The organism is Hymenobacter sp. YIM 151500-1 (assembly GCF_025979885.1).
Lineage (GTDB): Bacteria > Bacteroidota > Bacteroidia > Cytophagales > Hymenobacteraceae > Hymenobacter.
Genome location: NZ_CP110139.1, coordinates 3,931,933 through 3,945,871 on the forward strand (window position 1 = coordinate 3,931,933; position 13,939 = coordinate 3,945,871).

Here is a 13,939-nt window from a genome sequence, read left to right on the forward strand (position 1 = left end):
GAAGTAGCTCTGACCTCCAACCTCTTCTACGTATGCGTCTTGCTCTTCCCACTGCCTGCGCTGGTCTGCTACTCACGGGCCTCCTGGCGGCCTGCGGACCGGCCTCCACTTCCTCGCCCGACACCGTGGCGGCGCTGCCGGCCCCGCCCCTCGACACGGCCGCCTATCCCATGGCCGAGGGCTTCAACCAGGCCGGCTCCGACGCCCGCGCCCTGCACCTGGCCGACCGCGTGATGCGGCAGATGGGCGGCTACCCGGCCTGGCAGCAAACCCGCTTGCTGGGCTGGAGCTTCCTCGACGGCTCCTACCAGCTGTGGGATAAGTACACGGGCGACTTTCGCTGGCAGAAAGACAGCCTCGTAGCCGTATACAACCTCGATTCCCAGGAGGGCCGCGCGTATCGAGCCGGCCAGGACATTTCCGGCACCCAAGAGGGCCGCCAGCTGCTGGCCGACATGTACCCCACCTGGGTCAACAACTCGTGGTGGCTGGTGATGCCGTTCAAGCTCAAGGATGCCGGCGTGACGCTAACCTACAAAGGCACGGGCAAGTTCATGGACGGTACCCCGGCCGAGGTGCTGAGCATGACCTTTCAGAAAGTAGGCGTCACGCCCGAAAACCGCTACGACATCTTCATTAACCCGCGCACCAACCTGGTAGAGGAGTGGTCGTTCTACCGCAACGCCCAGGACGCGCAGCCCGCTTTCCACCGCCGCTGGGCCGACTACCGCCGCACCGGCCGCCTGCTGCTGGCCTCCGACCGCACCGACGGCAAAGACGGCCGCCGCCTCACCCACGTCGTCGCCCTGGATTCGGTACCGGCTAGTGTGATGCAGAGCCCCCGGCCCATACAACCGCTGTGATGCAGCGCGAAGCGGAGGCTTCGCGCTACTTCCGAAACTCCCAGGTCAGTGTCTCGATGGGGGCGTGGCGGAGGGCGGCGGCTAGCTCGGCATCGTCCTTGAACTGGAGCTGGCGCAGGATGGTGGCTTCCACGCTGACGGTGAACTGCTTTTCGCGGAAGGGCCAGGGGTGCACGGTAACGGGGCCGTTTGGCTGGGGCTGCACCACGTCGTAGCGTTGCCCGTCGGGGCCGGTGTAGATTTCGAGGGTACGGCCCATTTCGGGCAGCTCCTGCCGGCACAGAATGAGGCTGAGCCGGTCGGTCCAGTGCATGAGGTCGTAGTAGCGGGTGGCTTCTTTGCGGGTCAGCTTCAGCTCTTTCAGCCACCGCTTCTGGCAGGCCTGCTGCTCGTCGAGGAAGGCGTCGGTGGTTTTGTCCTGGCCGCGCAGGCTTTCGTAGAGCGTGCTCAGGTGCAGGCTGGTGAGCAGGCTGCGCCAGCGGCCCTGGAAGCGGGCGGCGCGCATCACGCCGGTGGCCTGCTCCAGCGAAAATTCCTTCATGGTGAAGTTAGCCGGCGCCCCGGCGGGCGTAATGCCGTAGTGCCCGTCCCAGTGCTGCTGCTCGTCGTCGTGCTGGGTAATGGCGGCCAGCGTGCCCACCCACCGGTCCGTTGGGGAGCCGTCAAACGGCTGCCAGTGCCAGGCCAGCTGGGCCGCGAGCAGGCCGTGAGCTTGCTGGTAGATAATCTGCCAGCCATCGGGCGTGTGGTTTACAATCATTGCGAGGCGAATTTCTCGCAGGCGTACGCAGGGGGTGGCGCAGGGTTCCGCAGGCCACTTGCCCGCTCACCCGGACACAAAAACGCCCCGCTGCAAATGGGAGCGGGGCATTTATAGCAGGAGGAAACTACAGCGGGGCCAGCTCCGGCTGAGGCGGTGCACCTGGCTGGGTGGGAAGCCGTGCGAGAAGCTCCCGGGCCGTGTCCGCCTTCAACCCTATTTCCACCCCATCCACCACAAACACGCCGTCGAGCTGAATGGAGATTCCCAGCACCGTTTCGCGCCGGGGCGGCGTGGTGCAGCTGATGCGGGCATAGGGAATCCGCAGCAACGTCTTGCCGAAAAACATTTTCTGCATAACCAGCTCCTGCGCGTCAAAGCCCAGATACAAGGTGCCGCTGTAGCTGGTAAGGCCAATCCGGGCCGAGCCGGCATCCATGCCGGTCATGGGTGTGGTACTGGCATAGGTTTGCTCCAGCTTGCTCCAGCCCGGCTGAAACGGATTCAGCACGAAGCCACCACTGAGCTTATACAGCCGCACACCGGCGTACAGCAGCGCGGCCTGCAACCCAAAAACAAGGAGCTTAACGGCCCATCCGGTTACGTCGGCTGAATTCATACGCGCTGCTGAAGTAAAGGCAAGTAGAACGCCAAAAGCAGCACCAATAGGGCGCGGCTATGCCACCGTGAGCTGCGCCGACACTTGCTGCTTCAGGTGCAGCAGCATATCGTCGGTCATGCGGTGCAGGTCGTACTGCGGCTGCCAGCCCCAGTCCTGGCGGGCCTGGCTGTCGTCGATGCTGGCGGGCCAGGAATTGGCAATCTGCTGGCGCGAGTCGGGGCGGTACGTGACCTGGAAGGCGGGGTAGTGGCGTTGGATGGAGCGGGTAATTTCGGCGGGGCTGAAGCTCATGGCGCCCAGGTTGTAGGAGCTGCGCACCCGAATCTGGTCTGCCGGGGCGTGCATCAGGTCCAGGGTAGCCTTCAGGGCGTCGGGCATGTACATCATGGGCAGGTAGGTGTCGTCCTGCAAAAAGCACTCGTAGGCCTGGCCCGCCACGGCTTTGTGGTAGATGTCGACGGCGTAATCGGTGGTGCCGCCGCCGGGCAAGCTCTTGTAGCCGATGAGGCCAGGGTAGCGCAGGCTGCGCACGTCGAGGCCGTGCCGGCGGAAGTACCACTCGCACCACTGCTCCCCGGCCAGCTTGCTGATGCCATACACCGTGTTGGGGTTCATAATGGTAAGCTGGGGTGTATGCTGGCGGGGCGTGTCGGGCCCGAACACGGCAATGCTGCTGGGCCAGTACACCTGCCGCACGCCCAGGTCTACGGCCGCGTCCAGCACAGTAAACAGCCCATCCATGTTCAGCTGCCACCCAAACTTGGGGTTCTTCTCGGCCGTGGCCGACAGCAGGGCCGCCAGATGGTACACCTGCGTGGGCCGGTACCGGCGCACTACTTCTTCCAGCCGCTGCTTGTCCAGCACATCCAGCAGCTCAAACGGACCGGCCTGCAAGGTTTCGGCGTCCTTAGGCGCGCGCACGTCGGCGGCTACTACGCGGGAGGCGCCGTAGAGCTGGCGCAGCTCGTGGGTCAGCTCCAGGCCAAGCTGGCCGCCGGCCCCAATAACCAGGATGGTGTCGCCGGTAGCAGTAGGAGCAGAAGTGCTGGATGTGTCCATGCGGGAGGTGGGAGGGTAGCAGTTGGGTGAGAGCAACAAATATACGGAGCCCAACCCCACACTCGGCGGTAACCCATGTAGCACACGCTTTAGCTTGTGCCGGATAGAAAAAGCAAGAGTGTGTTTTGGAATGTCGGAGTGGTACCTGTCATGCTGAGCCTGTCGAAGCATCTCTACCGCGGGCTAACTCCTGACGTCCGCTCAACGAACCGGGAGAGATGCTTCGTTGAGCGGACGCCAGATGAAGCATGACGGTTAGCCTCTAACGTCAGCTTGCTACATGCTTGGCTTCTCCTTCCTCCGGTTCGACAAGCTCGGCAAGAAGGCCTGCCAGCAGCATATCTTCCTAACCCACCAAGCCGCCGGCCTACTGTGTATCTTTACCGGAGCCTGCCGGCCTGGCCGCGGGCTGTGTATTCGTCTTGCCTCTCTTAGTATGAAATTGAAATCATCGTTTTTACTGCTGGCCGCGGCCCTGCTGCTAACGGCTGCTCCGGCACAAGCTCAGCGCAAAGCCAAAAACCAGTCTGCTCCGGCGGCTGCTTCCGCGGCCAGCCGCTTGCAGCCCTTGTTTGGCGGTCTGAGCCCCGAACAGGCAGCCCAGGTGGTAGGCGCCAAGTTCCTTGCCGACATCGAGCGAAGCTTTGCCTCGCGGGCTGAAGCCAGCCGCTTCTTCTCTATCAAAGGCTACGAGTATCTCCAGGAAAACCAGCCCGACACGGCCGCCTACCGCTTCAACCTGGCCTGGGTGCTCGACCCCAAGAACCCCGACGCCTACCGCGGCCTGGGCATCGTGGTCAGTAGCCGGCCCGGAGGCACTGATGAAGCCATCAGCCTGCTCAGCCGGGGCCTGGCCCTCGACCCCAAAAACGCCCTGCTGCTCAGCGACCTGGGCGCCAGCCACCTCATCCGCTACGACCAAAGCAAAAAGAAAAAGGACCTGACCACGGCCACCACCTTGCTGGGGCAGGCCGTAGCCCAGGATGCCACCAACGCTGTGGCCTGGGGGCAGCTGGCCCGCGCCCAGTACCTGCAAGAGCAGTACGCCCAGGCCTGGGAGTCGGTGCACAAGGCCCAGGCCATCAGCATGGCCGCCATCGACTTTGGCCTGCTCACGGAGCTGATGGCCAAGCTGCCCGACCCGCAAGGCAAGTTCAAATAAACCGGGCCCGGTGGGCGTTTGGGGGTAGTGCCCTGCTGGGGCTGGTGTGGGTGGGCAGTTTACGGTCGTTTCGCTTTTCTTCGGCGCCTGAAAGGGAAGGGGTTGGAGAAAGGTCCATCGGGTACGAAACCGACCACACAGGTAACACCCGCCGCGCCGGCCCCGTAAGCGGGGGCTTCATCCGTTGCCCTATCTGCCTTGACTTCTCGCTCGTTTCTTCTTGCTTTTTCCGTAGCCAGCCTGGGGCTGCTGCAATCCGCTCAGGCTCAGGGCGAAGGTCCGGAGCGCCGCCGGCGCCACTACAACGGCCAGGCCCGGCCCTACTACCGCGGCCCGGTGCGCTTTACCTTGGGCGGGGGCGTGGGCCTGTACAGCGGCGACCTAACCAGCGGCCTGACCAACCAGTTTCCGGGTGCTAGCCTGAGCCTGGGCCTGCTGTACCGGGTGCGCCCGCACTGGCAGGTGGGCGCCGAGGCGGCGTACTTTCAGATTGGCGCCAAAGACTACCTCGGGGCCGAGCGCGGCAACCAGGCCTTCCGGGGCCGCAACGGAGCGGGCGTAGCATTTCTGCGCTACGAGCCCCTGCACGATGAAGGCACCTTTGCCGACCCGCGCCGGGCAGCGGCTCTCATCAAGCCCTACCTGAAAGTAGGCGCTGGCTTCCTACTCTACAGCCCCAAGGCCTATATCGGCACCACCCGCCCCGAGCAAAGCACCACCTTCCTGCCTCCCGAGCGCCAGGACTATCCGGCCGTGGCCCTCGTAGCACCCGTGGGCGTGGGTCTGACGCTGCGCTTGTCGCGCAAGCTCAATGCTTCCCTGGAAGGCACCTACCACTTCACCACCACCGACCAGCTCGACGACATCAGCCCCGCCCTGGGCCGCTCCAGCTCCAACCTTAATGATGGCTACGGCCTGGCCGAGCTGAAGCTGGAATACGCCCCCTGGCGCCGGTAAGCGCTGACGGCGCAAGCGGCCCAGGGCTAAAGCCTTGGGCTACGTAGCAAATGCCATCAGGCCCTGACTAGCCCAGAGCTTTAGCCCTAGGCCGCTTGCCCAACAAAGAATGAGGACCTGGTAGCTCAGCTACCAGGTCCTCATTCTTTATATGAATTTAGGATTACTCCGCCTCTTCTACCAGCTCCGGCTTCCTGGCAGAGGTGGGCTGCGGGGTGAGGGCGCGGTAGTAGAGCGTGCTGCAATTGTCGGGGCGCAGCACCTCCTGGGCCTGGGCCAGCACCTGCTCAGGCGTCACGGCCTGCACCTTGGCGCTTTCCTGGTTCACGAGGTTGGCGTCGCCGAGCAGCTTGCTGAAAGCCAGGTTCATGGCCCGGTTCAGCAGCTCGATTTCGCTGAACACAATGCTGACCTCAGCCTGATTTTTCACCTTTTCCAGTTCCTCAGTTGGCACCAGCTCGGTGCGCAGTCCGGCCACAATTTCCTCCACGGCCGCGTCGGCTTCTTCCAGGCTCACGCCGGCATTCAGCTTGCCGCTCACCACCAGCAGGCCCGGCTCCAGAGAGCCCGTCACCGAGGCCGAAATGGAATTGAACAGGGGCCGCTCTTTCACCAGCTGCTGGTACAGCCGGCTCGACTTGCCCCGCCCCAGCACGTCCGACAGCAGGTCGGCGGCGTGGTAGCCGGCTTCGCCGCGGGCCGGCATGTGGTATACTTTGTACAGCGCCGCCAGCGGCACCTCGGCGGCTACTTCCAGGAAGCGGGCTTCGGTCTGGCGCGGCTCCTGGGGCAGCTGCCGCTCGTAGCGCGTGCCCCCCGGAATCGGCCCAAACCACTTCTCGGCCAGGCGCCGGGCCTCGGCCACGGTTACGTCGCCGGCCACTACCAGAATGGCATTGGCGGGCGAGTAGTGCTTGCGGAAAAAGTCGCGCACCTGCTGCATGGTGGCGTTTTCGATGTGGCCTACCTCCTTGCCGATGGTGGCCCACTGGTAAGGGTGGTGCTGGTAGGCCAGGGGCCGCAGCTTCAGCCACACGTCGCCGTAGGGCTGGTTGAGGTAGTTCTGCTTGAACTCTTCCACCACCACTTTGCGCTGCACTTCCAGGCCCTGCTCCGAAAACGCCAGGTTCAGCATCCTATCCGACTCCAGCCAGAATCCGGTTTCGAGGTTGGCCGCCGGCAGGGTGAGGTAGTAGTTGGTGATGTCGGGCGAGGTAAAGGCATTGTTCTCGCCGCCCACCTTTTGCAGGGGTTCGTCGTAGCTCGGAATGTTGACGGAGCCCGAAAACATCAGGTGCTCAAACAAATGCGCAAAGCCCGTGTGCTCGGGGTCTTCGTCGCGGGAGCCCACATTATACAGCACGTTGAGCACGGCCATGGGCGTGGTGTGGTCCTCGTGCACAATGCAGCGCAGGCCATTATCGAGGGTAAATTCTTCGAAGTGAATCATGAGCGGGAAAGCAATAGGCGGATGGACCGGCTAGCGGCCCCGGAGCAATAACCTGGCCCCCGGACCCGAAGTTTCGGGCGAGGCAGGGGCAGCAAGGTCGGAAGATGTACGCGGGCAGGCAAGCCGGAGGGTTGCTATAAAGTAGCCCGCACGCCCAGCACCACGGTGCGGGCGGTGGGGTAGGAGGAGGTATCAACCCCCGCCTGGCGGTTGTCGGAGCCGGCGGAGCTGATATTGGGGTCGTAGCCGCGGTACTTGGTCAGCACAAACAGGTTGTAGCCGCCCATCCATACCGAAAAGTTGCGTGCTTCTTTCTCCCAAACCTTGTAGGTAAAGGTAAGAGAAGTCAGCCGCACGTGGTTGCCCGACTGTAGCGTGTAGGTGCTGACAGAGGGCAGCTGTAGCCGCTGATTAGCAGCCGGCACGTTAGTGGTTGGATTGGTCGACGTCCAGCGGTCCAGTAGCCGGGTGGTGCCATTGGTAGCGCCATTCGGCCGTTCCAGCAAAGGAAGCAGGGTATTATGGATCTGGTAGCCAAACTGGCCGTCGAGCTGGGCTTGCAAGGAGAAGCGCTTGAAAGACACCTGCTGCCCGAAGCTGAGCAGCTGCCGCGGTAAGCCGCTGCCTAGGGGCTGGTAGTCCTCAAACCTGATTTGCCCGTCGCCGTTTTTGTCCTCGAAGCGAGGCTGACCATTACCGTCCACTCCCAGGTATCGGGCGCCGTAGAAGGTGCTGAGTGTCTGTTTATCAACGAGGCGCTGATACAAAGTCAAAAAATCAATGTGAGAATTCTGCTGATAGCGGTTTTGATTGACGGCAGCGGCCAGGCTTGATGTTCCGGCCACCGAACCAGCCTGCCAGCTGCTGGCAATGGTAAGCTCCACGCCCCGGTTGCGTAGCTCGTTAGAGGCAAAAAATTGTGTGAGTCCCACAACCAAACTTTCTGTGCTCGTTCGGCGCGTGTAAGCCGTGCCAGTCAGCTGCAGCTTGCTTTGCCATAGATTTGCCGTTACGCCAGCTTCCAGCTGCTGCGTTGGCTCCCGCAGGAATACCGCTGTGGAAATGAATCCATTCGGAGTGAACAGGGGTGTAGATGTGGAATTGCGCCCGATGTTGCCGGAACCCGATGTACGCCCCCACCCAGCCCATACGTCCAGTCGGTCAAGGATGGAGTGCCCTTTCAGAAAGTCTTCCTGCCCCGCGTGCCACGTGAGCTGGGCCCCCGGCAGCCATTCCCATCGGTTGTCCAGCCCGAACACGCCCGACCCGTCCCGGCGCAAGCTGCCCTGCACCTGATAGCGGCCCGCCAGCGTATACCCGGCTTCCAGGCGGTAGGCATCTACCCTCGTACTGGACAACATGGTGCTCTTGCCCGAAGGGCCTAGGTCGGGGCCTAAAAAGAATTCTGTGTACTTGTACTCCTCAGTTCGGGCCTGGCGAAAAGCCTCCAAGCTGGCGTCTACCACATGGCGGCCATTCTGCAAGCTGCGGCTGTAGCGCAGGGCCGGATTCAACACCCACTGCCGATACGTAGCCTCGTATTCTTCGCGCAAGCCACCCGGCAGCGTACCGAAAGCAGGACGGTAGGAGCTGCTTTGCAAGCCGGCTTGTTCCAGATTGACGCGCATTTCCGCCGTTAGGCCCGGCAGCAGCGTGTACTGTGCAAGGGCCTGCGCCAGCAGGCGGCGCTGCCGGGGTGTCTGGTAGTTTTCCTCGGCCAATTGCACAGCGTTTCGCCCAAGTTGGCTTGCTGTGAAAAAGGTGCCGTCCGGGTTTCTAACCGGCGCGGTAGGCAGGTTAATTAGAGCCCATTCCACTGTGCTGTGGAGCGGTAGACGTTGGCTGGTCTGGCTAATGCCGGCCTGCGCGCTCAGGCGCAGCTTCTGTCCAATGCCCTGCTCCACAGCGGCGCGGGCGGCGTAGCGGGTCAACGACGAACCCACTATAATGCCTCTGTTGGAAAGGTAGTCGGCGCTGGCGTAGTACCGGGTGCGGGCTTTGCCGCCCTGGGCGCTGAGGTGGTGCTCCTGCACGGCCGCTGTACGCAGCACTTCGTCCTGCCAGTCGGTGCCTTGTCCGAAAGCAGCTACCTGCGCCGCCGAAAAAGGTGCAGGCTGGCCGGCTGCCGATGCTGCCTCATTAGCCAGCGCGGCATATTGCTGCGCGTTCAGCAGCTCATACGGCTGCCGGGTGCGCTGCACCCCTCCGTAGCCCGAATAGTTCACCCGCAGCGGCCCGGCAGCCCCGCGGCGGGTGGTAATGCTGATAACGCCGTTCAGTCCTTGGGAGCCATAGCGCGCTGTGCCCAGGGCGCCTTTCAGCACTTCTACCAACTCGATGTCCTCCGTGGGCAGGCTCAGCAGCGGATTTACGTCTAGCTCCGTGGCCTCAGCTGGCAGGAAACCAGCCGAAGAACCACTCACTGGTGCCTGAAACGTGTTCTGAAACACCGGTACCCCATCTACCACATATAGCGGCTGCGCATTTGAGGACAAACTAGCCGCGCCCCGGATGCGCACCACCGCTTGGGCCCACGGTGCCCCAGAGTACGGCGAAGCTTGCACGCCGGCAACCTGGCGGAGCTGTTCTTGAATAGACAGATATGGGCTCAACGGGTTACGCTGAATAATAACGCCTGCAAAGCCACATGACAAATGGCCACTTAGCAGAGATGATACGTCAGGTATAACAAGAGGGAGACTATCTGCCACCACCGCCACGCCCACCCGGCGCGCAGCCAGCGTATCGGGCTGTTGGGCTAGAGTGGGAAGTGAAAGTGGAAGCAGCAGGCCGAAGGGTAAAAGTCGGGGCATAGAGAAAAATAGGGGAGGAAATTGAGCCCTGAAGATAGATGCTGGTGCCCGGCCGATTCCATACGCTTTATCTATCCATCTATAAAGGTTCTTGTCACAGCCAGGCAGGTTAGCGGCGAAATCAGCTGAAACAGATACTTTACAAAGCATTTTTCCTATCAACGCGCAGGTATGAAACAGTTCTTATATGTGTTGCTCTCTACTATTTTAGTGGCGGTTGCCGGATTTTTGATTGTGGCCTCGGCCTGGCACGAAACCGGTAAGTGTAGCGGCCAGGGCTGCTTGATTATGTTTCCGGTGGCGGGCGTCTTCTTTCTGGCTGGCTACGGACTCCTGGTACCAGCTTACTTCTGGCTAGTGCTGGGGCGCGCGTGGTGGGGTGGAGTGCTGGCGGTGGTAGGGGTGGCGCTGAGCTTCGGGGTGCTATATAAGTTTGCCGCCGTTTTCGACGTGCGCATGCACTCGGCCGTGTTTGGCTGGTATCTGACCTACCCGGAACAGGAATGGCCGGTGCAATACCTGCTGTGGGCGCAGCTGTGCACGCTGGGGTTGCTGTTCCTGAAGTATCCTCTGCACCGGCTGGCTCAGTGGCTGTCCACCGATTACCCCTACTAACTCCACTACCGGAGCCATATGGGCACTGAGTAGCTTCCACCCCAAACCCGTACTTTTGGCTTCTCCCATCAAGCCCCTGGCCCGCCCCGATGAACTTTGACCGCAAAGACTACTCCAACGACACCCTGCTCCACCTCTACCAGCACCTGCTCAAGCCCCGGCTGATTGAGGAGAAAATGCTGATTTTGCTGCGCCAGGGCAAGGTGAGCAAGTGGTTTTCGGGCATCGGGCAGGAGGCTATTTCGGTGGGCAGCACCCTGGCCCTGGATGAGGACGAGTACATCCTGCCCCTGCACCGCAACCTGGGCGTGTTCACGGGCCGCCACGTGCCGCTGGACCGCCTCTTTGCGCAGTGGCAGGGCAAAACCCACGGCTTCACCAAGGGCCGCGACCGGAGCTTCCACTTCGGCACCAATGAGCACCACATCGTGGGCATGATTTCGCACTTGGGGCCGCAGCTGGCCGTGGCCGGCGGCATTGCCCTGGCCGATGTACTCGACCAGCGCCCCAAAGTCACCGTGACGTATAGCGGCGACGGCGGCGCCTCCGAGGGCGACTTCCACGAGGCCCTGAACGTGGCCGCCGTGTGGCAGCTGCCGGTCATCTTTATCATCGAAAACAACGGCTACGGCCTGAGCACGCCCTCCAACGAGCAGTTTCGCTTCAAGTCCTTTATCGACAAAGGCCCCGCCTACGGCATGGAGGCTGTGCAGGTAGACGGCAACAACGTGCTGGACGTGTACGACACTGTGCGCCGCCTGGCCCAGGACCTGCGCCAGAACCCGCGGCCCGTGCTGCTGGAGGCCCTCACGTTCCGGATGCGCGGGCACGAGGAAGCCTCTGGCACCAAGTACGTGCCCCAGGAGCTGTTTGAGCAGTGGGCCCAGAAAGACCCCGTAGATACCTACGAAAAGTGGCTGCTCCACGAAGGCATCCTGGACGAGGACGCCCGCATGCGCTACCGCGAAACCATCAAGCGCGAAATCGAAGAAGGCCTGCGCCTGGCCGACGCCCAGCCCATGCCCACCGCTGATGCGGCCGAGGAAGTGAGAGATATGTATGCGGTTGGTAGTAAGAAGTTGGTAGTTGGTAGTGGGACAACAGACGAGCGCAGCGACAACCCCGACGTCGTGCCCTTCGCGCCAATGCCTGCCACCGAAAACCAGCTTCCAACTACCAACTACCAACTACCAACCACCGAGAAGCGGTTTGTGGATGCCATTCAGGACGGGCTGCGGGTGAGCATGGAGCGGTTTCCGGAGCTGGTGCTGATGGGCCAGGACATTGCCGAGTACGGCGGGGTGTTCAAGATTACCGAGGGCTTCGTGCAGGAGTTTGGCAAGGGCCGGGTGCGCAACACGCCCCTGTGCGAGTCGGCCATTGTGGGAGCGGGGCTGGGGCTGAGCATCAAGGGCAAGAAGGCCATGGTGGAAATGCAGTTTGCCGATTTCGTAACCTGCGGCTTCAACCAGATTGTGAACAACCTAGCTAAAAGCCATTACCGCTGGGGCCAGAACGCCGACGTGGTGGTGCGCATGCCCACCGGCGCCGGCACCGCCGCCGGGCCCTTCCATTCCCAGAGCAACGAGGCCTGGTTTACGCACACGCCCGGCCTGAAAGTGGTGTACCCCAGCAACCCCCACGACGCCAAAGGCCTGCTCTGCGCCGCCTTCGAGGACCCCAACCCGGTGATGTACTTCGAGCACAAGCTGCTCTACCGCAGCATCACGGGCCCCGTGCCCGACGGCTACTACACCACGCCCATTGGGGAGGCAGCCCTGGCCCGCGAGGGCGAGGAGCTGAGCATCATCACCTACGGGGCCGGGGTGCACTGGGCTCTGGCTCTGGCCGACGAGCTACACCTCTCGGCCGACATTCTGGACCTGCGCACCCTGCTGCCCTGGGACCAGCAGGCCGTGCGCCGCACCGTGGAAAAAACCGGCCGCGTCATCATCCTGCACGAAGACACGCTCACCGGCGGCCTAGGCGGCGAAATCGGGGCCTGGATTGCCGAGCACTGCTTCCAGCACCTCGACGCCCCCGTGCACCGCGTAGCCTCCCTCGACACGGCCGTACCCTTCTCACCGCCCCTGGAAAAGGTGTTTTTGCCCCAGCAGCGCCTGCGCGAAACCGTGGAGAAGCTGCGCAGCTATTAATCCGGCTCCGTGCCTGCTGGGCCGCGCTTTACAACGGCCCAGCTTTTGCTACACTCCGCGCGCCTCTTTCGCCCGCCATGAAGTTGAAATTCACCCGCTTGTTTCCGCTGCTGGTCCTGCTGTTGCTACTGGGCGCCGCGTGCCGCCCCTACCGTCTGCCCACGCCCAAGGGGCCGCCCCAGCCCAAAGCCAAGAAAACCCGCAACATCGACAACGAATCGGCGGACGGCCGGGCGCTGGTGGTAGAAAAGGAGGCCGTTAAAACCGAGAAGAACAGCTACGACAAAAACGGCCTGCTGAAAAAGCCCAAGTATGAGCGCCGCCGCCTCAAGCATAAAGTCGGCCAGCGCAAGTTTATGGGCATTGTGCTGCCGTGGTAAGGCATTTTAGTACCCTCTCCTTAATCTTCCCCTGCCCCATGCGTCGTCTACTTGGATTTGGTGTGCTGCTGATTAGCCTATGGCAGGCTTCGGCGGCGCATGCCCAGCTGGAATCTACCAGCCCGGCCCACCAGCGGGCCGCCAACCGCCGCGCCCTGCGTGAAGCCCGCCAGGTCAAAGCCGAATACAAGGAGTCGCACCTGACCGTGACCAAGGTGGAAGTGACGCCCGGCAAGGGTGGGCGCCAGGCCGTGCGCAAGCCCACCGACGGCCGCCAGAACTACCAGTTCGACCGAACGGGCACGCCGCGCGTAAGCGAACCATCCCGCATTGGTTTGCGTCTGCGGAAGAAACGCCCAGCCTCCACCCCTAAGTCCTAGCAAGCACCCGTATGACTCCCTGGCAGCCCCTTACCCAGCCCGAGCAACTCACCGACATTGTGCGCGAGTCGTTCGAGCATCCGGTTCTTATCTTCAAGCACAGCACTTCCTGCTCCATCAGCGCCGCCGCCAAAAGCAAGCTGGAACGCCAGTGGCCCGAGGCCGACCTGAGCGGCGCCACGCTCTACTACCTCGATTTGCTGCGCTACCGCCCCATTTCCAACGAAATAGCCCAGCAGTTCGGCATCCGCCACGAGTCGCCCCAGCTGCTGCTCATCCAAAACGGCGAGTGCCAGTACGACGCCTCCCACATGGGCATCCGCCTCAGCGAGGTAAAAGAGGTAATCGGGTAGGCCTCACCCCCCGGCCCCCTCTCCCGTGGAGAGGGGGAGCCTGACGACAGACGTTCTGCGCCGCCCCGTCGGCTAGCGCCTCCAGAACGGCTACCTGCCTATAGTAGCACAGTGGCCGCGTAGCGGCTCAAGAAGTGTAGCAGCAATAACACGTAGAAGAATGTAGCGCCGCGTAGCGGTGCAAGAGACGTTCGGGCGTCTCTTGCACCGCTACGCGGCGCTATGCTGTTCTTTCCCATCCCTCTACAAACCTGTAGGCCGCTACGCGGCCGTGACATCTGCTGCCGTTCTGAGTGGTAGCCGTACTGGAGGCGGTAGCCGACAGAGCGGCGCAGAACGATCTGGCGTCTGGCTCCCCCTCTCCACGGG

The 13,939-nt window shown here is 62.5% G+C and carries 13 protein-coding genes; 8 read left to right on the forward strand and 5 right to left on the reverse strand.

Annotation, left to right across the window (positions count from 1 at the left end; genetic code table 11):
* The first annotated feature begins 32 nt into the window (after positions 1-32).
* Positions 33-863: a hypothetical protein gene (locus OIS53_RS16380; protein WP_264679650.1), complete on the forward strand. Its 831-nt coding sequence runs from the start codon at positions 33-35 to the stop codon at positions 861-863.
* Positions 864-888: 25 nt separating this feature from the next.
* Here OIS53_RS16380 and OIS53_RS16385 read toward each other — a convergent pair whose 3' ends face one another.
* The 3 genes from OIS53_RS16385 to OIS53_RS16395 all read right to left on the reverse strand — a co-directional run bounded on the left by OIS53_RS16385 (position 889) and on the right by OIS53_RS16395 (position 3,304).
* Entirely contained in the window at positions 889-1,623 is a 735-nt protein-coding gene (locus OIS53_RS16385) for a DUF3891 family protein (RefSeq protein WP_264679651.1), read from the reverse strand.
* Positions 1,624-1,750: 127 nt separating this feature from the next.
* Positions 1,751-2,242 (reverse strand): hypothetical protein, encoded by a 492-nt coding sequence (locus tag OIS53_RS16390; protein WP_264679652.1) that lies wholly within the window; start codon positions 2,240-2,242, stop codon positions 1,751-1,753.
* A 57-nt stretch (positions 2,243-2,299) separates the two neighbouring features.
* On the reverse strand, positions 2,300-3,304 hold the full coding sequence (locus tag OIS53_RS16395) for an NAD-dependent epimerase/dehydratase family protein (RefSeq protein ID WP_264679653.1): 1,005 nt from the start codon (positions 3,302-3,304) through the stop codon (positions 2,300-2,302).
* 436 nt (positions 3,305-3,740) lie between these two features.
* Between OIS53_RS16395 and OIS53_RS16400 the strand changes: the two genes are divergently transcribed.
* Positions 3,741-4,466 (forward strand): tetratricopeptide repeat protein, encoded by a 726-nt coding sequence (locus tag OIS53_RS16400; RefSeq protein ID WP_264679654.1) that lies wholly within the window; start codon positions 3,741-3,743, stop codon positions 4,464-4,466.
* A 198-nt stretch (positions 4,467-4,664) separates the two neighbouring features.
* Positions 4,665-5,423, forward strand: a complete 759-nt coding sequence (locus OIS53_RS16405; protein ID WP_264679655.1) for a hypothetical protein — start codon at positions 4,665-4,667, stop codon at positions 5,421-5,423.
* Between the two features lie 163 nt (positions 5,424-5,586).
* On the opposite strand, the gene OIS53_RS16410 is transcribed toward OIS53_RS16405, so the two are convergent.
* Together OIS53_RS16410 and OIS53_RS16415 are read right to left on the reverse strand one after the other, a co-directional pair.
* Positions 5,587-6,873 carry a M16 family metallopeptidase gene (locus OIS53_RS16410; RefSeq protein ID WP_264679656.1) on the reverse strand — a complete coding sequence of 429 codons (1,287 nt, stop codon included), beginning with the start codon at positions 6,871-6,873 and terminating at the stop codon, positions 5,587-5,589.
* A 134-nt stretch (positions 6,874-7,007) separates the two neighbouring features.
* Positions 7,008-9,836: a SusC/RagA family TonB-linked outer membrane protein gene (locus OIS53_RS16415; protein ID WP_319805463.1), complete on the reverse strand. Its 2,829-nt coding sequence runs from the start codon at positions 9,834-9,836 to the stop codon at positions 7,008-7,010.
* A 21-nt stretch (positions 9,837-9,857) separates the two neighbouring features.
* On the opposite strand from OIS53_RS16415, the gene OIS53_RS16420 reads away from it, so the two are divergent.
* From OIS53_RS16420 to ytxJ, 5 genes are all read left to right on the forward strand, one after another.
* Entirely contained in the window at positions 9,858-10,301 is a 444-nt protein-coding gene (locus OIS53_RS16420; RefSeq protein ID WP_264679658.1) for a hypothetical protein, read from the forward strand.
* Between the two features lie 89 nt (positions 10,302-10,390).
* Complete coding sequence (locus OIS53_RS16425; RefSeq protein ID WP_264679659.1) at positions 10,391-12,457, forward strand: alpha-ketoacid dehydrogenase subunit alpha/beta; 2,067 nt, start codon at positions 10,391-10,393, stop codon at positions 12,455-12,457.
* Positions 12,458-12,534: 77 nt separating this feature from the next.
* The gene (locus OIS53_RS16430; RefSeq protein ID WP_264679660.1) at positions 12,535-12,837 is read left to right on the forward strand and encodes a hypothetical protein; all 303 of its coding nucleotides are present in this window, start codon (positions 12,535-12,537) and stop codon (positions 12,835-12,837) included.
* A 38-nt stretch (positions 12,838-12,875) separates the two neighbouring features.
* On the forward strand, positions 12,876-13,217 hold the full coding sequence (locus OIS53_RS16435) for a hypothetical protein (protein WP_264679661.1): 342 nt from the start codon (positions 12,876-12,878) through the stop codon (positions 13,215-13,217).
* Positions 13,218-13,228: 11 nt separating this feature from the next.
* On the forward strand, positions 13,229-13,570 hold the full coding sequence (gene ytxJ / locus OIS53_RS16440; RefSeq protein WP_264679662.1) for a bacillithiol system redox-active protein YtxJ: 342 nt from the start codon (positions 13,229-13,231) through the stop codon (positions 13,568-13,570).
* Positions 13,571-13,939: the final 369 nt, after the last annotated feature.

Coding starts and splice junctions, on each gene's coding strand:
- OIS53_RS16380 (WP_264679650.1), top strand. CDS start 33: ATGCGTCTTGCTCTTCCCACTGCCTGCGCTGGTCTGCTACTCACGGGC.
- OIS53_RS16385 (WP_264679651.1), bottom strand. CDS start 1,623: ATGATTGTAAACCACACGCCCGATGGCTGGCAGATTATCTACCAGCAA.
- OIS53_RS16390 (WP_264679652.1), bottom strand. CDS start 2,242: ATGAATTCAGCCGACGTAACCGGATGGGCCGTTAAGCTCCTTGTTTTT.
- OIS53_RS16395 (WP_264679653.1), bottom strand. CDS start 3,304: ATGGACACATCCAGCACTTCTGCTCCTACTGCTACCGGCGACACCATC.
- OIS53_RS16400 (WP_264679654.1), top strand. CDS start 3,741: ATGAAATTGAAATCATCGTTTTTACTGCTGGCCGCGGCCCTGCTGCTA.
- OIS53_RS16410 (WP_264679656.1), bottom strand. CDS start 6,873: ATGATTCACTTCGAAGAATTTACCCTCGATAATGGCCTGCGCTGCATT.
- OIS53_RS16415 (WP_319805463.1), bottom strand. CDS start 9,836: ATGCTTTGTAAAGTATCTGTTTCAGCTGATTTCGCCGCTAACCTGCCT.
- OIS53_RS16420 (WP_264679658.1), top strand. CDS start 9,858: ATGAAACAGTTCTTATATGTGTTGCTCTCTACTATTTTAGTGGCGGTT.
- OIS53_RS16425 (WP_264679659.1), top strand. CDS start 10,391: ATGAACTTTGACCGCAAAGACTACTCCAACGACACCCTGCTCCACCTC.
- OIS53_RS16430 (WP_264679660.1), top strand. CDS start 12,535: ATGAAGTTGAAATTCACCCGCTTGTTTCCGCTGCTGGTCCTGCTGTTG.
- OIS53_RS16435 (WP_264679661.1), top strand. CDS start 12,876: ATGCGTCGTCTACTTGGATTTGGTGTGCTGCTGATTAGCCTATGGCAG.
- ytxJ (WP_264679662.1), top strand. CDS start 13,229: ATGACTCCCTGGCAGCCCCTTACCCAGCCCGAGCAACTCACCGACATT.